This window comes from Rhizobium acidisoli (assembly GCF_002531755.2).
GTDB classification, from domain to species: domain Bacteria; phylum Pseudomonadota; class Alphaproteobacteria; order Rhizobiales; family Rhizobiaceae; genus Rhizobium; species Rhizobium acidisoli.
The window spans coordinates 335,928-353,370 of sequence record NZ_CP035000.1 but is presented as its reverse complement, the minus strand read 5'-3'; the positions used below and the strand labels follow the sequence as shown (position 1 = coordinate 353,370).

At 61.4% G+C, this 17,443-nt stretch carries 16 protein-coding genes; 11 read left to right on the top strand and 5 right to left on the bottom strand.

Going from position 1 to position 17,443, the window contains the following annotated elements; translation table 11 throughout:
* Window positions 1-65: 65 nt before the first annotated feature.
* From CO657_RS27255 to CO657_RS27210, 10 genes are all read left to right on the top strand, one after another.
* Window positions 66-782 (top strand): GntR family transcriptional regulator, encoded by a 717-nt coding sequence (locus tag CO657_RS27255; protein ID WP_054183839.1) that lies wholly within the window; start codon window positions 66-68, stop codon window positions 780-782.
* Window positions 779-1,690 carry a dihydrodipicolinate synthase family protein gene (locus CO657_RS27250; RefSeq protein WP_054183840.1) on the top strand — a complete coding sequence of 304 codons (912 nt, stop codon included), beginning with the start codon at window positions 779-781 and terminating at the stop codon, window positions 1,688-1,690. Before CO657_RS27255 ends, CO657_RS27250 begins: the two co-directional genes overlap by 4 nt.
* Entirely contained in the window at window positions 1,683-3,200 is a 1,518-nt protein-coding gene (locus CO657_RS27245; protein ID WP_054183841.1) for an aldehyde dehydrogenase, read from the top strand. The genes CO657_RS27250 and CO657_RS27245 overlap by 8 nt, the downstream gene beginning before the upstream one ends.
* Complete coding sequence (locus CO657_RS27240) at window positions 3,197-4,543, top strand: NAD(P)/FAD-dependent oxidoreductase (protein ID WP_054183842.1); 1,347 nt, start codon at window positions 3,197-3,199, stop codon at window positions 4,541-4,543. The genes CO657_RS27245 and CO657_RS27240 overlap by 4 nt, the downstream gene beginning before the upstream one ends.
* A 77-nt stretch (window positions 4,544-4,620) precedes the next feature.
* On the top strand, window positions 4,621-5,472 hold the full coding sequence (locus CO657_RS27235; protein WP_054183843.1) for a glycine betaine ABC transporter substrate-binding protein: 852 nt from the start codon (window positions 4,621-4,623) through the stop codon (window positions 5,470-5,472).
* A gap of 84 nt (window positions 5,473-5,556) precedes the next feature.
* Entirely contained in the window at window positions 5,557-6,648 is a 1,092-nt protein-coding gene (locus CO657_RS27230; protein ID WP_054183844.1) for a quaternary amine ABC transporter ATP-binding protein, read from the top strand.
* Between the two features lie 21 nt (window positions 6,649-6,669).
* Window positions 6,670-7,518 carry an ABC transporter permease gene (locus tag CO657_RS27225; RefSeq protein WP_054183845.1) on the top strand — a complete coding sequence of 283 codons (849 nt, stop codon included), beginning with the start codon at window positions 6,670-6,672 and terminating at the stop codon, window positions 7,516-7,518.
* Window positions 7,515-8,366: an ABC transporter permease gene (locus CO657_RS27220; RefSeq protein ID WP_054183846.1), complete on the top strand. Its 852-nt coding sequence runs from the start codon at window positions 7,515-7,517 to the stop codon at window positions 8,364-8,366. Before CO657_RS27225 ends, CO657_RS27220 begins: the two co-directional genes overlap by 4 nt.
* Window positions 8,367-8,379: 13 nt before the next feature.
* Entirely contained in the window at window positions 8,380-9,378 is a 999-nt protein-coding gene (locus CO657_RS27215; RefSeq protein ID WP_054183847.1) for a 4-hydroxyproline epimerase, read from the top strand.
* Between the two features lie 40 nt (window positions 9,379-9,418).
* On the top strand, window positions 9,419-10,432 hold the full coding sequence (locus CO657_RS27210) for a GlxA family transcriptional regulator (protein ID WP_054183848.1): 1,014 nt from the start codon (window positions 9,419-9,421) through the stop codon (window positions 10,430-10,432).
* A 25-nt stretch (window positions 10,433-10,457) separates the two neighbouring features.
* On the opposite strand, the gene CO657_RS27205 is transcribed toward CO657_RS27210, so the two are convergent.
* The 3 genes from CO657_RS27205 to CO657_RS27195 are packed head-to-tail and all read right to left on the bottom strand — an operon-like array spanning window position 10,458 to window position 14,113.
* Complete coding sequence (locus tag CO657_RS27205) at window positions 10,458-11,738, bottom strand: M24 family metallopeptidase (RefSeq protein ID WP_054183849.1); 1,281 nt, start codon at window positions 11,736-11,738, stop codon at window positions 10,458-10,460.
* Window positions 11,739-11,778: 40 nt separating this feature from the next.
* Window positions 11,779-12,870 carry an FAD-binding oxidoreductase gene (locus CO657_RS27200; protein WP_054183850.1) on the bottom strand — a complete coding sequence of 364 codons (1,092 nt, stop codon included), beginning with the start codon at window positions 12,868-12,870 and terminating at the stop codon, window positions 11,779-11,781.
* Complete coding sequence (locus CO657_RS27195) at window positions 12,860-14,113, bottom strand: aromatic ring-hydroxylating oxygenase subunit alpha (protein ID WP_054183851.1); 1,254 nt, start codon at window positions 14,111-14,113, stop codon at window positions 12,860-12,862. The genes CO657_RS27200 and CO657_RS27195 overlap by 11 nt, the downstream gene beginning before the upstream one ends.
* Window positions 14,114-14,223: 110 nt before the next feature.
* On the opposite strand from CO657_RS27195, the gene CO657_RS27190 reads away from it, so the two are divergent.
* Window positions 14,224-15,111 carry a LysR substrate-binding domain-containing protein gene (locus CO657_RS27190; protein WP_054183852.1) on the top strand — a complete coding sequence of 296 codons (888 nt, stop codon included), beginning with the start codon at window positions 14,224-14,226 and terminating at the stop codon, window positions 15,109-15,111.
* On the opposite strand, the gene CO657_RS27185 is transcribed toward CO657_RS27190, so the two are convergent.
* Complete coding sequence (locus tag CO657_RS27185; RefSeq protein WP_054183967.1) at window positions 15,112-16,764, bottom strand: acyltransferase; 1,653 nt, start codon at window positions 16,762-16,764, stop codon at window positions 15,112-15,114.
* 66 nt (window positions 16,765-16,830) lie between these two features.
* Window positions 16,831-17,325 (bottom strand): Lrp/AsnC family transcriptional regulator, encoded by a 495-nt coding sequence (locus CO657_RS27180; RefSeq protein ID WP_054183853.1) that lies wholly within the window; start codon window positions 17,323-17,325, stop codon window positions 16,831-16,833.
* Between the last annotated feature and the right edge of the window lie 118 nt (window positions 17,326-17,443).

Below are 17,443 nucleotides of genomic sequence, written 5' to 3'. Positions count from 1 at the left end.
ATTGACTCCTCCCAGAAGGCATGCCATCTTCAGGACGTAGAGCAACAATTGGCCGGAGATCGACGATGGCGAAGACACCGAAGAGCAATCTCTACGAAGACCTGAAGCGCCAGATTTTGACGATGGAACTGGACCCGGACGCCGATCTGGACGAGGCCAGTTTGAGCGAGAAATACGGGCTTTCCCGGACGCCGGTGCGCGACATATTCCGCCGCCTCGCCGGCGAGGGTTATGTCGACATCCGCGAGAACAAGGGTGCGCGGGTCATCCCGATGAACCACTCCACGCTTCGCAATTTCTTTCTCGTCGCCCCGATGATCTATGCGGCGATCGGCCGTCTCGCTGTGCAGAACTTCAAGCCCGCTCAGCTGTCGGACCTGAAGCAGACGCAGGAGCGGTTCCGTGCTGCCAGCAAGAGCATGGACGCATTGGCGATGGTTCTTGAGAACAATCGCTTTCACGAAATCTTCGGCGAGATGTCGGGCAACGTCTATCTGCAGCCGAGCCTCGGCCGGCTGCTCATCGATCACGCGCGCATCGGTCACACGTTCTTCCGGCCGAGGAACGAGGACATGCGGCGGCGGCTGCAGGTGGCGGTCGACCACCATGACAGCTTCATCGCAGCACTCGGCGCTCACGACGAGGATGCCGTCGTCGATCTCGTTTTCGAACACTGGGAATTGTCCCGCGAGAACATGGAGATGTTCATCGCCCCGCAAGGCCTGAAAGCGGACGCCTTCCTCGGCGGTCCGGCCACGCAAGTATTGGAGAAGTCGTCGTGAAGTTTGAGGGGATCTATACGCCGGCGGTGACGCCGCTTGACAAGAATGGTCAGATCGACCGGGCCGGATTTGCCGCCGTGCTCGAGTCGCTGATCGAGGCGGGCGTCCACGGCATCATCGTCGGCGGCTCGACGGGCGAATACTACGCCCAGAGCGGCCAGGAACGTCACGAACTCGCGGCCTATGCGAAGGACGTCATCGGCACACGGCTGCCCCTGATCATCGGCACCGGCGCCACGCGCACCGAAGATTCGGTCGAATACGCCAAGGCGGCGAAGGAAATCGGCGCGGATGCGATCCTGGTGTCGTCGCCGCCCTACGCTTTGCCGACCGAACGCGAGAATGCGGTTCACGCCCTGACGGTCGATCGCGCCGCCAACCTGCCGATCATGCTCTACAACTATCCCGCCCGCATGGGCGTGGTGATGGGCGAGGAGTATTTCTCCCGGGTCGGCAAGTCGAAGAACGTGATCGCCATCAAGGAAAGCTCCGGCGACATGGGCAATCTTCACCGGCTCGCCCGCAAGTTTCCGCACATTGCTCTGTCCTGCGGCTGGGACGACCAGGCGCTCGAATTCTTCGCCTGGGGCGCGAAGAGCTGGGTCTGCGCCGGCTCCAACTTCCTGCCGCGCGAGCATGTCGCCCTCTACGAGGCCTGCGTCATCGAGAAGAACTTCGACAAGGGCCGCGCGATCATGAGCGCGATGCTGCCGCTGATGGATTTCCTCGAATGCGGCAAATTCGTCCAATCGATCAAGCACGGCTGCGAGATCATCGGCCTCAAAGCCGGCCCGGTGCGGGCGCCGCTGCGCGGACTGAACTCCGAAGAGAAAAGAACCCTTGAGACCGTCGTCGCCACCTTGAAGCGCACGGTCGCCCAGATCACGTCGGGAGCCAATCATGCATGAACCCTTGACCGCAGCCGAATACAAGGCGATTGCCGCCGAACTGCAGTTTCCGACGAACGCCTTCATCGACGGCGCATTTCGTCCGGCAAATTCCGGCAAGACTTTCATCACCACGAACCCTGCGACAGGTGAGGTCCTTGCCGAAATCGCAGCCTGCGATTCCAGTGACGTCGACTTCGCGGTGCAGAAGGCGAAGGACGCGTTCGACGACGGACGCTGGCGGCTGCGCTCGCCGGGCGAGCGCAAGGAAGTGCTGCTGAAGCTCGCCAAGCTGATGGAGCAGAACAGGCACGACCTCGCCGTCCTGGAAAGCCTCGACAGCGGCAAGCCGGTGCGCGAATGCCAGACGGTCGATGTTCCCGATACCATTCATACGATCCGCTGGCATGCCGAGCTCATCGATAAGATCTACGACAACACCAACAATGTCGGCGCCAATGCGTTGGCCATGGTGGTGCGCGAGCCGATCGGCGTCGTTGGCTGTGTTTTGCCGTGGAACTTCCCGCTGCTGATGCTGGCCTGGAAGATCGGCCCGGCGCTCGCCGCCGGCTGCTCGGTCATCGTCAAGCCGGCGCAGGAAACGACTCTCACGACGCTGCGCGTCGCCGAGCTTGCCCATGAGGCAGGTATTCCTGCTGGTGTGTTCAACGTCGTCACCGGTTCCGGCCGGGAGGTGGGCGAACCGATCGGCCTGCACATGGACGTCGATATGGTGGCCTTCACTGGGTCGACGCCGACCGGCCGCCGCTTCCTGCGTTACGCCGCAGACTCGAACCTCAAGAAGGTCGTGCTCGAATGCGGCGGCAAGAACCCGGCGGTAGTGCTGGCGGATGCCGAAGACCTCGATCTCGTCGCCGAGCAGGTGGTCAACGGCGCCTTCTGGAACATGGGCGAGAACTGCTCGGCCACGTCGCGCCTGATCGTCCATGCCAGCATCAAGGACGAATTGCTGCAGCGTATCGGCGCCTATATGGGCGAATGGAAGACGGGTGACCCGCTGAACCCGGAAAACCGCATCGGTGCACTGGTCAGCAAGAGCCATTTCGAGAAGGTGCAATCTTTCCTCGATGATGTGAAGACCGAAAAACTCTCGCTTGCCCATGGCGGCGAAACTTTTGAAGGGGCCTTCATCGAACCGACGGTGGTCGACGGCGTCACGCCGAAGAGCCGGCTGTTCAAGGAGGAAATTTTTGGCCCCATCCTTTCGGTCACCACCTTCGAAAACCTGGCCGAGGCCACCGCACTTGCCAACGATACCAATTACGGCCTGACCGCGTCGATCTATACCGGCAGTCTGCGCAACGCGATCCGGCTCTCCCGCGACATCCGCGCCGGCCTCGTCACCGTCAATTGCTTCGGCGAGGGCGATGCCTCGACCCCCTTCGGCGGCTACAAGGAGTCCGGTTTCGGCGGCCGCGACAAGTCGGTCTTCGCCCACGACAATTACTGCGAGCTCAAGACCATCTGGATCGATATCTCGGAGCGGTCGGTGGACGAGACAATCCGATGATCACGAGACCGGTCAAACGTCTGCCGGTTGAGAATGGCATCTCGGGCTGGGAGGCGATCAGCAAGCGTTCGTTCCCGGTCCGACGCCTGGAAGGCAACGTTAATGCAGACTGGCTGATTATCGGCGCCGGCTTTGCCGGCCTCTCTGCGGCCCGCCGTCTCCTCCAGCTTCGACCGGACGACAAGATTGTCGTCCTCGATGCGAGCGAGGTCGGCAAAGGCACGTCCGGCCGGAACTCCGGCTTCATGATCGACGTGCCGCATAATCTGACGGGCGGCGAATATTCGAGCGGAGAGGTGGATTCGACCCGCTTAGAGATGGCGCAAAACCGCTCCGCGATCGCTTTTGCCGCACAAGCCGCGCAGGAATACGGCATGTCGCGGGAGACATTCGATCCCGTGGGGAAGATCAATGCGGCGGCCACAGAACGGGGCATGAAGCTGAACCGGAGCTTCGGCGAGTCACTGGAGGGCGCCGGCGAGAAGCATAGCTTCCTCGATGCGGCGGAGATGCGCGAGATCACGGGATCGGATTATTACTTCGGCGGCGTCTTTACGCCGGGTGCCGTTCTGATCCAGCCTGCCGATTATATCCGCGCGATTGCTGCCGGGCTCTCGGGCAAAGTCGACATTTTCGAACACTCGCCGGTTACTTCACTGAAGCGCGAGAACGGAACCTGGACGGCGGCTTCTGCGCAGGGCACGGTCACAGCATCCAAGGTGATCGTGGGCGTCAACGGTCATATCAACGACTTCGGGTACTACCGCCGCCGTCTGATGCACTTCTATGGCTATGCCTCGATGACGGCTCCTTTCGCGGCGGAAGACCTCGGACGCAAGGCCAGTGGCCGCGACAGATGGGCGCTGCTTCCTGCGGACGCCATGGGGGCGACCGTTCGCAAGATCACATCAGGCGGTCAGTCGCGCATCGTGCTCAGAACGCGATGGACCTATGACACGACCATAGCATTGACCGAGCGCCGGCTACGGGCAATGGCCGAGGAACATCGGCGCTCGCTGGATGCACGTTTCCCCGGCCTCAAGGGCATCCCGTTCGAGCATAGCTGGGCCGGGCGCATATGCCTCAGCCTGAACCATGTGCCCGCCTTCGGCGAAGTCGAAGAAGGACTTTACTCCGCGTGCTGCGAGAACGGACTGGGAACCGTCAAGAGCACGCTCGCCGGTATGATGGCGGCCGAATTGGCGACCGGGACCACCTCCCGGCATCTCGAAGAATTTATGGATCACCCCGGACCGTCGAAGATTCCCCCCGAGCCGTTCGCATGGCTCGGCATCAATGCGGTGATCCGTTTGCAGGAATTGCGTGCAGGCCGCGAGGGATGATCCCTCGGCCGCGCAATATGAAGACTGCCGCCCGCAGACTTCAATGAGAATGGGAACGAAAACCAGGAGTAAGAAAAATGAAGACTTTGTGGAAGGCGCTTCGCGCCGCTGCGGTGATCGGGATCAGTATCCTTCCCGCCCGCGCTGAGGAAAAGACGATCAATCTGGGCACGATGGCATGGGAAGACCTGACGCCCATCACCGGCATCACCAAGAAGGTTCTCGAAGACGCCGGTTACACCGTCAAAGTCACCGAGTTTTCCGAATGGGGCATCGCCTATGCCGCTCTCGCCAAGGGTGACATCCAGGCCCTGACCTCGCAGACCGACTACGTCGCCCAGGATTATTGGGACAAGAACAAGAACCGTCTCGAAAAGATTTCACCGGTTTCGCACGGCCTCTATCAGGGCGTCGCCGTTCCGAAATATGTTCCGATCGACTCGCTGGAACAGCTCAATGAAAACGCCGACAAGTTCGGCGGCAAGATTATCGGCATCGAACCGGGCGCCGGCCTGATGCGCGATACGTCGAATGCGGTCAAGGATTACGGCCTCAAGCTCCAGCTCATCGAAGGCAGCACGGCTGCGATGACGGCGGCGCTGAAATCCGCCTACGATCGCAAGGAGTGGATCGCAGTCACGATCTGGGAGCCGTCATGGATGGTCCAGAAGTACGAGGTCAAGTACCTGAAGGATCCGAAGGGCGTCTTCCCGCCGCCGCAGAGCTACTACTGGATCGGCCACAAGGGCTTCTCCGAAGAATATCCGCATGCCCGCGAAGTCATGGCCAGCGTTTACGTGCCGATCGCCGACATCACCACCATCAACGGCGAAGTCAAGGACGGCAAGACCATGAACCAGGCCGTAGAGAATTGGATCGGCGCCCATGCCGACCTGATCAAGCGCTGGGAAAACATCAAGAAGAAGTAAGCATCTCGTGGCCGCCCGACACGTCGGGCGGCCATCTTGAAATCGAATGAAGAAGCCAGCGCTATTGGCTCAAAGGGGATCGCTATGAAAGCTGTCAATATCGATGCCAAGGATGTCCTGATCGACTGCCAGTCCCTCTGGAAGGTCTTCGGAGGCAAGTGGGCTGCCGCGATGAAATCGATCAAGGAGCGCGGCCTCGGCAAGAACGAGGTCCTCAAGGAATTCAACTGCGTCGTCGGCGTCTCCGATGCGAGCATCCAGGTCCGGCGCGGCGAGATCTTCTGCATCATGGGACTGTCGGGAAGCGGAAAATCGACACTCATCCGCCTTCTCAACAAGCTGATCACGCCGAGCGCCGGCAAGGTCCTTGTCAAGGGACGCGACCTCGCCAGCCTGTCGCCGGTCGATCTCAGGCAGATGCGCGCCAAGAACATCGGCATGGTGTTCCAGAGCGTTGCGCTGCTGCCGCACCGGACGGTGCTCGAAAATGCCGCCTTCGGCCTCGAAGTCCAGGGCATTGCGAAGGCGGAGCGAAACGAGACCGCTTCTGCCGCCCTCGAGAAGGTCGGCCTCGCCGACTGGCTGAGCCGCTATCCCAACGAGCTTTCCGGCGGCATGCAGCAACGCGTCGGGCTTGCCCGCGCTCTCGCCTCCGACCCCGAGATCATTCTAATGGACGAGCCTTTCAGCGCGCTCGACCCGCTGATCCGGCGCCAGCTTCAGGATGAGTTCCGTCAGTTGACCAAAGCACTCGGCAAATCGGCCGTCTTCATCACCCATGATCTCGACGAGGCGATCCGCATCGGCGACCGCATCGCGATCATGAAGGACGGCGTCATAATCCAGACCGGCACGGCCGAGGAAATCATCCTTAACCCGGCGGACGCCTACGTCGCCGAATTCGTCGCGGGCATCTCCCGCCTTCACCTGATCAAGGCACATTCCGTCATGCGCAGCGTCGCCGAATTCCAGCAAAGCGCGCCGAACTTCGACATTGCGTCGCTGGCGCGCACGACGCCGGACGCCGATATCGACGAGCTCATCTCTTTGACGATGCAGTCGGAGCGCGACGCCATCGCCGTCGTCGACAATGATCAGGTCGTCGGCGTGGTCACGCCGCGCAGCCTGCTGATGGGCGTCAAGGGAACGTCTGCCACCGATCTCACGGCGGCGTGACCCCAACTGGAGGTGATTGACATGGATAGTTCAGCCTTCACCGATGTTTTCGACGAATGGACGGACTCGGCGCTCGAATGGGTGAGCGACAACGGGGAGACCCTCTTCGACTATATTAGACAGGTTCTCGAAGGGCTTTATGACGGTATCCTCTGGCTCCTGCAGCTTCCGCCCTTCTATGTGATCGCGCTGGTCGTGGCGCTGATCGGCTGGCGGCTGGTCAATGTCTGGTTCGCTCTCCTGAGCGGCTTCGCGCTGGCGCTTTGTTTTTGGATGGGGCTCTGGCCGGAGACGATGAGCACGCTGGCTCTGGTTCTGACCGCGACTGTGATCGCCTTGGCGATCGGCATCCCGATCGGCATCGCCGCCGGCTTTTTCACCGCCCTCGATCGCTTCATGGAGCCGGGCCTCGATCTGATCCAGACGCTTCCGCCCTATATCTATCTGCTGCCGGCGATTGCCCTGCTCGGCTACGGGCCGGCGAAGGCGCTGATCGCGACCGTGATCGTCGCGGTGCCGCCGGCAATCCGCCTGACCTCGCTCGGCATCCGCATGACCCCCAAGGAATTCATCGAACTTGGGGAGGCGCTCGGGATGACGCCGGCAAAGATGTTCTTCAAGATCCGTCTTCCCTTTGCCCTGCCGAGCATCATGGCGGGTATCAACCAGAGCCTGATGATGGCCTTCGGCATGGTGGTCATCGCCGGCATCGTCGGCTCCGGCGGGCTCGGAGAGACGATCTACGGCGCGATCAGGACACTCGACATCGCCACCTCTATCAATGGAGCGATCGCCATCGTGGTATTGACCATGGTGATTGACCGGATAACCCAGAGTGCCGCTCGCTTGGGAACAGGGAGGAAAGCATGAATCTCTCGACCTTGCAGTTTTCGCCCGGCGCCTTCCTGGCGCCATCGGTCGATTGGCTCAACACCAATCTTCACCCGCTGTTTGCGGCCATCAGCTATCTGGTGGAAACGGTGCTTTCGGCAATCGAGGCAGCACTTCTCTTCGTGCCGCCCTATGCGCTGATCGCGATCGTCGTCGTCGTGGCATTTTTTGCCGTCAGCCTGCGCGCCGCGATCCTTGCCGGCCTCTGCCTCGGCTTCTGCCTGCTTGTCGGGCTGTGGACGGCATCGATGCAGACCCTGGCGCTGGTCAGCGTCGCCGTCGTGATCTCGGTGCTCATCGCCTTCCCGATCGGTGTCCTGTGCTCGCGACACAAGACGCTGGAAGCGGTGGTTCGGCCAATTCTCGACGTGATGCAGACAGTGCCGCCCTGGGTCTACCTCATTCCGGCGGTGATGATCTTCAGCCTTGGGCGCGTGCCGGCGATTATCGCCACCATCGTCTACGGCATTCCCCCGATGCTGCGCCTGACGACGTTGGCCTTCAACCAGGTGCCGAAAGTCTTCCTCGAACTCGGCAGCGCCATCGGCGCGCCGCCGCGCTCGATCCTCTGGAAGATCGAAATCCCGCTGGCCAAGCAGACGCTGCTGGTCGGGCTCAACCAGTGCATTCTTCTGTCGCTGGCCATGGTCGTGCTGGCCGGCCTCGTCGGCGCAGGCGGCCTCGGCGCCGAGGTGACACGCGGGCTGACGCGCATGGAGATGGGGCTTGGTCTCAGGGCCGGCCTGGCGATCGTCGCGGTCGCCCTTCTGCTGGACCGGCTGTCGCGCGGCCTGCTCGACCGTGACAGGCTGCCGAAGGCGAGATGAGGAGGATCCGAGGATGAGAAACAGTTTCTTCTGCATCGATGCACATACCTGCGGCAATCCCGTCCGCCTCGTTGCCGGCGGCGGCCCGCTGCTTCCGCACCTGCCGATGGGCGAGCGCCGGGAGATCTTCGTGCGTGACCACGACTGGGTCCGCAAGGCGCTGATGTTCGAGCCGAGGGGGCATGACATCATGTCGGGTTCGATCATCTATCCCCCGTATCGGGAGGACTGCGATTTCGCCGTTCTTTTCATTGAGGTCAGCGGCTGCCTGCCGATGTGCGGCGCCGGCACGATCGGCACCGTAACCGCAGCGATCGAAGAGGGACTGGTCAAGCCGCGCGAGCCTGGTCGGGTCGCCATCGAAACGCCGGCCGGCAGAGTTGATGTCACCTATGAGGAGAAGGGCGGATATGTTGATTCCGTTCGTCTCCACAATGTGGCGAGCTATCTGCATGAGGCGGATGTCGAGGTCGATGTGCCCGGCAAGGGCCGTCTGCGCGTTGATATCTCCTATGGCGGCAATTATTATGCGGTCGTCGAGCCGCAAGAGAATTGGAGCGGGCTCGACGGCATGAGCGCCTCCGACATCGTCGGTTGCAGCCAGAAGCTCAGATCAGCGTTGGCCGAGGTCTGCGATCCCGTTCATCCCGACGATGCCAGGATCCGCGGTGTACATCATGCGATCTGGTGCGACCGTCCGGTGAACGACGTCTCAGACGGACGCTGCGCGGTCTTTTATGGCGACAAGGCGATCGACCGGTCCCCGGGCGGCACCGGCACCTCGGCGCGCATGGCCCAGCTCCACGGGAAGGGGCGGCTCGCCGTCGGGTCGAGATATCTCCATGAAAGCCTGATCGGAACCATTTTCGAGGGCCGGGTCGAAGCCGAGGCAAGGATCGGACCCTATCGCGGGATTCTTCCCAGCATCGGAGGCTGGGCGCGGGTCATCGGCCACAATACCATTTTCGTTGACGACCGCGATCCGCTGGCGCACGGTTTTCAAATTCGATGAGCGCGTTTTCTGAGTTTTGCGAGGCGGCAAGGAGATGACAATGCGACCGGAGCAGCATCGGCAGGGGGACGGCGCCGCGAAATCAGGTGCCCGGCTCAAGGTGGGGTTCGTGCTGTCGCGGTCGTTTACGCTGTCGGCCTTCGCGCTCTTCGTCGACACGCTGCGGCTTGCCAGTGACGAGCAGGATCGGTCCGGAAGGGTGCTTGCCGACTGGCAGGTGATCGGCAGCACGCGCCATCTGATCACCTCGAGCTGCGGCGTCCAGGTTGCTCCGACCTCCGATTTCGTCGATCCGCTGAAATTCGACTATATCGTCGTCGTCGGCGGGCTTCTGACGGTGGAAAACCCTGTCGACCAGCAGACCATCAATTTTCTCAGGCAGGCGGATGCCAAGAAGGTGCCGCTGATCGGCGTCTGCACCGGGTCGTTCATTCTTGCGGCCGCGGATCTGATGAAGCGGCACGAGTCCTGCGTGAGCTGGCTGCATTACAAGGAATTTCGCGAGCGGTTTCCCGACCTCGGCGTTCGGTCCGACCGGCTCTTCAATCTCGATCGCCAGCGCGGATCCTGCGCCGGCGGCAGCAGTTCGGCCGACATGGCCGCGTTGCTCGTCAGGAAATATATCAGCCGGGATGCCGAGCGAAATGCGCTTGAGGTGCTTCAGATCGAGAAGGCCCGGGCGCCGGCGGACATCCAGCCTCGCCGTCCGCTGTATGACGATTATGACGACGCTCGCGTCAAGGCGGCGATGATTACGATGGAACAGTTCGTCGACGGCAGCATATCGATCCAGAAGCTTGCCGGCATGGTTGGGCTGTCACGGCGGCAGCTGGAGAGAATTTTCATCGACAAGACGGGAATGTCTCCCGCTAAGGCCTATAATCGGGTCCGCATGGAGCGGGCGAAATCGATCCTGGTCCAGTCGAAGGCGCCGCTTATCGAGATCGCGCTCGATGTCGGCTTCGAAAATGCCTCGCAATTCACGCGAACCTTCAAGCGGACCTTCGGGCAGACCCCGTCACAGCATCGCGCGGCAGCTTTAAGAGCACACTGACCGAGACGCCTCGCGCGAAGAGGTTTCAGATATCCTCCCACGGAAAGCTGTCCAGCCGCTCCGCGCCCTTTGATGTGATCAGGGCCTGGGTTTCCAGTTTGATGCTCTCGGAACCGGCTTCGGCGATCAGGCTTTCGACGTTGAGCACCATGTTCTCCTCGATGATGCCGCTGAAATCGGGATCGAAATCCGGGTGCAGCAGCACCCCCGGCCATTCGTCGGCCATGCCGGTGCCGTGCAGGGCGAGCGTATAGCGATAAGGCTGGTATTTCTCCGGGATTTGCCAGGACAGTTCGTTGAACTCCCGGAACGTCATGCCCGGCCGGATGACCGACAGATTGTGTTCGATGTGGTCCCTGGCTGCCGCGTAAAGCTCCTTCTGCTTGGCGTTCATGGCTACTTGACCGCAGGTCCATGAGCGCGAGAGGTCGGCGCAATAGCCGTAGGGGCCGATCATATCGGTGTCGAAGGAGATCATCTCGCCGCGCTTGATGACGTAGTCCGAGCATTCCTGATACCAGGGATTGGTTCGGGGGCCTGCGGTCAGCAGCTTGGTTTCCAGCCATTCGCCGCCGCTGCGCGCATTTTCGAAGTGGAGCTCGGCCCAGATTTCCCGCTCGGTGCGGCCCGGCTCTGATACTTCGTACATCCGCGCCATTCCCGCTTCGCAGACGCGGATCGTCCAGCGCATCAGCTCGATTTCATCGGCGCTTTTGATCGACCGCGCCCGTTCGGCCAGCTCCTGGCCGTCGAGAAGGGTAAATCCGCATTCCGTGAGTTCGAACGCGCCTGATGGTTCGAGCCTGTCGACGGCGATGCGCCTGTTGGCGCCATTCCCCTTGACGATGTCGGCGATCTCGTCCGCCCAGGCCTTCAGGCGGGGTTCCACGAGGTTGCCTGCGGTGAAGAAGATCCAGGATTTCGACGGCCGGATCTCGTCGATGCCGGGCAGTCCGTCATTGACGTGTTCGGCGCCTTCGTATTCGAAAATAATCGCCGGGCCGTCGGCCAGGATCAGCGCGTAGCGCGACGGATTATGCATCGTCCAGATGCTCATATTCGACGAGTCGAAGGCGTAGCGGATGTTGACGGGATCGTAGAGCAGCAGGGCGCCGCAATCCCATTCGCGCATCTTCATGCGCAGCCGCTCCAGGCGGTAACGGCGCGCCCGGTCGAGTGTCGCGGCCGGCACAGGACTGATGAGAGGCCGGTCCGCACCATCGGGATTGAGGTAAGCCTGCTTCCGCTCGTCCTTGAAGACGGTCGAGCCGGCCAGCTCGACGGATTCGTTTTCGTCTCGCAGCATCCGGGTAATTCCCTATTGTCGATAAGTAATGCGGTGTCGCTCAGCGTTCGATGACGAGATCGCTAAGGGGCTTCGAGCAGCAGGGCAGGAAAAAGCCGGCGTCGATTTCCCTCTGGCGGATGCCGCCATTGTGGTTCATGTCGACCGTGCCTGATGTCAGCTTCGACTTGCAGGTGCCGCAAACGCCGTTGGCGCAGGAAGACGGAATCCTGACGCCCGTCTTCTTCGCGCAGGAGAGCACGCTCTGGTCACCGGTTACCTCGATGCTGCGGGCCTGCTTCGAGAAGGTGACCTGAAAGACCTTGGCGGCCGCTTCCTGGATCGCGGGGATCTCGGGTTCGTCGATGACCGCGGCGTCGAAGCTTTCCTCGAGGTAATGCGAGCCGGGGACGCCGAGCTCGGCGGAAATGCTGCGTGCTGCCGCCATGAACGGGGCGGGGCCGCAGCACATCACCGTTCGCTCCGCAATATCGGGAACCGCGAGCCTGACATAGTCCGCCGAAATGCGGCCGGTAAGGCCCGGCCAGGACGCCTCGCCCGCAACGGTCTCCGGCAGGAAGTGCAACCGAAGGCCCTTCAGCCTGCGGGCGATGCAGGCGAGCTCGTCGCGGAAGATCAGATCCTGCGGCGTGCGCGCCGCATGCATGAAGACAACATCGGCGGGTTCGCAGCTGTCGGCGAGTTCACGCAGAATCGACATGACCGGGGTAATGCCGGACCCGCCGGAGAGCAGCAGAAGTTTCGGCTTCGACGTCTCGGACCGGACGAAATGGCCAAGCGGGCCGTTCGCCTTGACCGATGCTCCCGGAACCAGGGTGTCGTGAAGCCAGTTGGAGATCTTGCCGCCCGGAACGCGCTTCACCGTGACGGAGAAGGCGTTCGTGCGATGCGGCGAAGAGGAGATGCTGTAGCACCGGCTTTCCGGCTCTCCGTTGTGCTCCAGGTCGAACAGAAAATACTGTCCGGCCTTGAAGGCGAACCGCTTCCCGTCAGGGGATGCGAAAGTGAAGGTCTTGACGTCATGTGTCTCCTGCTGGACGTCGAGACAGACGAGCACATCGTCTTCCTCGGGGTTCCAGACGTCGTGACGGGCGGCCTTTGCGAGCAGCACTTGCGGGGTCCTAGTATCCATGAGCGCGCATCCGGTCGATGTACCAGCTGGCGAACTTGTCGAGGTTCGTCTCGGAAAAGCGGGAATAGGGGCCCGGCTGATAGGCGGGATCGAGAGCGCCGGCATGGGAACGGGCGACGAGATCGGCGTCCTGATCCGTCGTTGCGACCCAGACATCCGTCAGCTTGTCGAGGTCGTAATCGACCCCTTCGACGGCGTCCTTGTGCACCAGCCACTTGGTCCTGACCAGGGTCTTGCCGGCCGAGAGCGGGATGACGGTTGCCACGACGGCATGGTCGCCCATGAAGTGGTTCCAACTGTTATGACCCCAGAGATGCATGTCGCCGAGATCCTTGCGGGTCATCTGCCCGAGGAGCTTGGAGGATGCGGCGGTGGCGTCGTGGGTCTGGGATTCGCCGGCACCTGATATGATCAGCCGCTGCGTGCGGAAGTTCGTAGCGCAGTCGGAAAGCTGCTCGACGGCAGCCGAGGGGAAGCCGTCGGCCTCCCATGCCTGCGTGCGCTCCTCGTACATCCGGAAGTGCTCCTCGGCCTGCTCACGATCCTCGGGGCTCAGCGTTTCCGGATCGAAGCCGAAGTCGAGATCGACGAAGGAGACGCAGAGTTCCGGGTGGTTGGCGGAGCAGTGATAGCACTCGCGATTGTTCTCCATCGTCAGCTTCCAGTTGCCGTCCTCGATGACGTCGGTCTGGTGCGCGATCTTGGCATTGCGGATATCGTAGGGAGCAAGGCGGTCGACCATCGCCTGTTCGAGGCCGGCAATATCCTCGGGCGGATTGTCGGACAGGCAGACGTAAATCAGGCCGCCGATCGATTTGAAGGTAACGGGTTTGAGACTGTGACAATCCTTGTCGAATTCCTTGCCCATATGGGGGGCGTAGCTGAGCTCGCCCGTCAGCTCATAGGTCCAGGTGTGATAGGGACAGACGAGCTTCGAAACAATCGTCTTGCCCGGATTGAGAAGGCGGGAGCCGCGATGGCGGCAGACATTGTGCAGGACGCGGATTTCACCGTCGTCGTCGCGCAGAAGGATCAGGCTCGTCTTGCCGATATCGACGACGGTGGCGTCGCCGGCTTCGGGAACGTCACAGTCGAGGCCGACACAGATCCAGTGCTTGTGGAAGAAGACGTCGATGTCTGCTTCGAACACGTCTTCTCTGACATAGAGGCCGGCCGGCAGTGAATGGCCTTCAGAGCGGGAGTCGAGCAGCGCCGAAATGGTAGATGGCAGCCTGTTTAGCATGAGAACCTCTTATGTGAGAGTTTCCCTAGATTGCTCTTGCAGTGCGGGGCTTTCAACGGCATAAAAAATCACGTTTGCATAATCTTTTCTCATGTGAAAAGGCCTCCAAGATGCAATTTCGAAGACGGCTTCCATCGCTGACCGCACTGGTGACCCTGGAGGCGGTGCTGCGTAGGAATAGCTTCACCCTGGCTGCGACCGAACTCGGCGTCACCCAGGCAGCGGTCAGCAGGCAGATCGCGTTGCTGGAGGAGGAGTTCGGCCAGTCCCTCTTCGTGCGCAAGCATCGAGCGATCGAACCGACGGCGGCGTGCATCAGCCTTGGCGCAACACTGGCGAAGAGTTTTGCCGATATCGCCGAGAGTGTGGAAGCGCTCCAGTCACGCAGTCAGGACGTGGTAACGATCGGCGCAACCGTCGCATTCTCGTCCTTCTGGCTGCTGCCGCGGCTGGCTGAGTTCCGCCGAGCCAACCCAGGCATTCTGGTGCGGGTGATATCCCAGGACAGCCCGATTGCGCTCGACGGCGGAGAGGTCGACGTGGCGATCCGCTACGGCCTGCCTCCCTTCAGCGACGGAACGGTCATCGCCTCGCGCGGCGATGTCATTTCCCCCGTCTGCTCTCCAGACTATCTCCGGCGTCGGGGAGATGGGCCGCTCGGCTCGGCTGACGAATTCATCGAAACGGATGTTGTCGATCGTTCCTGGTACAGCTGGTCGCAATGGGTTTCGTTCACCGGCGCCAATATCGCGGTCAAGCCGTCGCTTCGGTTCAGCCATTATACCGAGACAATCGCCGCCGCGCGCGCCGGGCAGGGAATTGCCTTGGGTTGGCGCATGCTGATCGGCACTTTTCTCGAAGACGGAACCCTGGTGCCCGCCGAACAAAGCGAACTTGCCGCGGAAGATCGTTACAACGTGATCGTGCCGGTCAAAGCCAAGCGAAGCAATGCCCGCGACCTCGCCGCCGCCTGGCTGACGGCATCGCTGCACGGTTGATCACAAGCCGAGCCCAGGCGTTGCCGTCCGGTGCACGCCTTTCGGGACGAACGCGAACCGATCCGACAGATCCAGGAAATCTGCCGCCAGGTGAATGACGGAAAGCCACATTTCCGTTCCCTGCAAGCTCGGTTCGCCGCCATCGGCGAAGGCAAAACCCTCGCCATCCCGCCATCGATCGAGCGCTCTCGATATGAGATTGCGGGCGATCGCCTCGCCATCGGCCCGCCGGTAATCGGTTTGCCGGGCAATCAGCAGCAGCGGATGGATCGTATCGAGTAGATTGCAAGCATTGTATCGCGCGCCGACGAAACCCTTGTGATTTCGGTAGTTGAGGTGAACCGTTTCGAGCGAAGCGTCCGGATGGGGAAGCGGAACGCCGAACTGCGCGTAGGCGCCACGCGTCAGCCGATAAAAACCGTTCACCGGCTGCAGCCATCCTTCCAGTGCCGTCGGCTCGCCCCATAGGCCCGAGACGGCGTTGGCATTACGGCTCAGCCACTCGAAAAGCGCCTGGCGTGGGCCTCTGATGCCGAAATACCGCGCGTCGAAATACATCGCAGTTCCGATGGCATCGACGACGCTGCCGGCGTGCCACGCCCGGCTCGACCAGGGCAGGCCGCTCAGCCATTGCTCCAGCTCTTCAGCCCCGAGCTGTACCGCCTGGATGGGGTGACGTGGTCTGGAGCCAAGCAGTTCAAGCGCATAGCCGACTGAAAGCACATTGTAGAGTGCCTTCGGATCCTCCCGCAACGCCCGGCCATCTACGCGCGAATGCTCTTCCGGGAAAAGCCCCGTCTCCCGATCCTGAAGGCCTTGGAGAAGCTCGACGGTTTCCGACGAAACGAGGCCCGGCGGCAGGTGGCCGAAACCGGCGGCGATCTCGATTGCATCGCACAGATGCCGGATCGCCGGCCGCCTGACGCCGTCCCCCTCCAGCGATTCATAGGTCTCAGGCTTTTTCCAGTGTGCAAGAATGTCAGGCCATTGCTCTTTCGCCTTCTCACCGAGCTTCAGCAATCGGTCTTCGATATCTGCCGTGCCGGATTTTCTGGTTGCCGCGCCTCGGCTCCGCAGCACCTTCGCCGGTACGCCACCGGCAATCGACAAGGCGGGAATGTCCTGCGTGACCACAGCTCCGGCGGCGATCACCGCGCCGTTTCCAATGGTGACGCCATCGAAGATCACGCAATTGGCGCCAATCCAGACATCGTCGCCGATGACGATGCCAATGCTGACGACGCCCTGGCGGTGGATGGGTCGATCGGGATCGTCGAATCCATGATTGAAGCCGACGACCGAGGCATGAGAAGCGATCCGCACTCCGTTGCCGCACGTCACCTTGCCCGACACGCAGGCATAGGGATTGATGCTGCAGTCGTCACCAAGGATCACATCGCCCCGAACGAGCGCGTGCCCCGCAATCCAGGAGCGCTCGCCCATCGTCAGGTTCTCGGTGAAAATCGCGGCATTTTCGGCGATATAGGATGTCTCGGCCAGCTCCGCACCGCAGGTCCGCCTAAGCTCCGCCTTGCGGGCGAGGTGAGCGGGATGATCGAGGTCGGATGCAATGCGCTCCCACGGAAGATATTGCAGCCGGCGCGCTTCCTCATGGTCGTTCGCCGATGTTTGCGGATTATTGGCCTGATCCATCTTGATCCTCATCTCCGCCTCAGTGGCCGAATATTGACTTGGCGAGATTGTCGGCAATCGCGCCCTTCAGGACAAGCTCGAACCCAACTTGTCCCAGGCTTCCTTGACCGTCTCCATCGCGACATTCGTCGAAGTGCTGGCAACGTGGGGCAACGTCGAGATGCGTTCGCCGAGGACGCGGCGGTAACGGCCGATGTCGCGGGTGCGGATCTTCAGGAGATAGTCGAACCGACCGGCGATCATATGGCACTCCTCGACTTCCCGGATTTTCTTGATGGCGTCGTTGAAGCTTTTCAGCGCATCCTCGCGGGTGTCGGAGAGTTTCACCTCGACGAAGGCGATGTGGTCGAGCTGCATTTTCGCGGGGTTGAGGACGGCCTTGAAGCCTTCGATATAGCCGTCGCTGATCAGCCGTTTGAAGCGGATCTGGCACGGCGTCTTCGACAGTCCGACTTTTGCTGCGAGATCGGTGATCGACAGTCTGCCGTCCTCGGCGAGCGCGGCGAGGATCTTCTTGTCGAACTGGTCTAATTCACTAAGGATTTCAGTTTCGCTAGCCATTTGAACTTTCGCGAATGAGTAAATAAGTTCATACAGCCTATAAACCGAAAAAATCAAGTGAGATCACGATTGGCGACTGTGATACCTTACACAGCGGCAATCGGGGGAAGGGCAAAGC

Coding starts and splice junctions, on each gene's coding strand:
- CO657_RS27230 (WP_054183844.1), top strand. CDS start 5,557: ATGAAAGCTGTCAATATCGATGCCAAGGATGTCCTGATCGACTGCCAG.
- CO657_RS27220 (WP_054183846.1), top strand. CDS start 7,515: ATGAATCTCTCGACCTTGCAGTTTTCGCCCGGCGCCTTCCTGGCGCCA.
- CO657_RS27235 (WP_054183843.1), top strand. CDS start 4,621: ATGAAGACTTTGTGGAAGGCGCTTCGCGCCGCTGCGGTGATCGGGATC.
- CO657_RS27240 (WP_054183842.1), top strand. CDS start 3,197: ATGATCACGAGACCGGTCAAACGTCTGCCGGTTGAGAATGGCATCTCG.
- CO657_RS27205 (WP_054183849.1), bottom strand. CDS start 11,738: ATGCTGCGAGACGAAAACGAATCCGTCGAGCTGGCCGGCTCGACCGTC.
- CO657_RS27210 (WP_054183848.1), top strand. CDS start 9,419: ATGCGACCGGAGCAGCATCGGCAGGGGGACGGCGCCGCGAAATCAGGT.
- CO657_RS27185 (WP_054183967.1), bottom strand. CDS start 16,764: ATGGATCAGGCCAATAATCCGCAAACATCGGCGAACGACCATGAGGAA.
- CO657_RS27180 (WP_054183853.1), bottom strand. CDS start 17,325: ATGGCTAGCGAAACTGAAATCCTTAGTGAATTAGACCAGTTCGACAAG.
- CO657_RS27195 (WP_054183851.1), bottom strand. CDS start 14,113: ATGCTAAACAGGCTGCCATCTACCATTTCGGCGCTGCTCGACTCCCGC.
- CO657_RS27190 (WP_054183852.1), top strand. CDS start 14,224: ATGCAATTTCGAAGACGGCTTCCATCGCTGACCGCACTGGTGACCCTG.
- CO657_RS27215 (WP_054183847.1), top strand. CDS start 8,380: ATGAGAAACAGTTTCTTCTGCATCGATGCACATACCTGCGGCAATCCC.
- CO657_RS27200 (WP_054183850.1), bottom strand. CDS start 12,870: ATGGATACTAGGACCCCGCAAGTGCTGCTCGCAAAGGCCGCCCGTCAC.
- CO657_RS27245 (WP_054183841.1), top strand. CDS start 1,683: ATGCATGAACCCTTGACCGCAGCCGAATACAAGGCGATTGCCGCCGAA.
- CO657_RS27225 (WP_054183845.1), top strand. CDS start 6,670: ATGGATAGTTCAGCCTTCACCGATGTTTTCGACGAATGGACGGACTCG.
- CO657_RS27255 (WP_054183839.1), top strand. CDS start 66: ATGGCGAAGACACCGAAGAGCAATCTCTACGAAGACCTGAAGCGCCAG.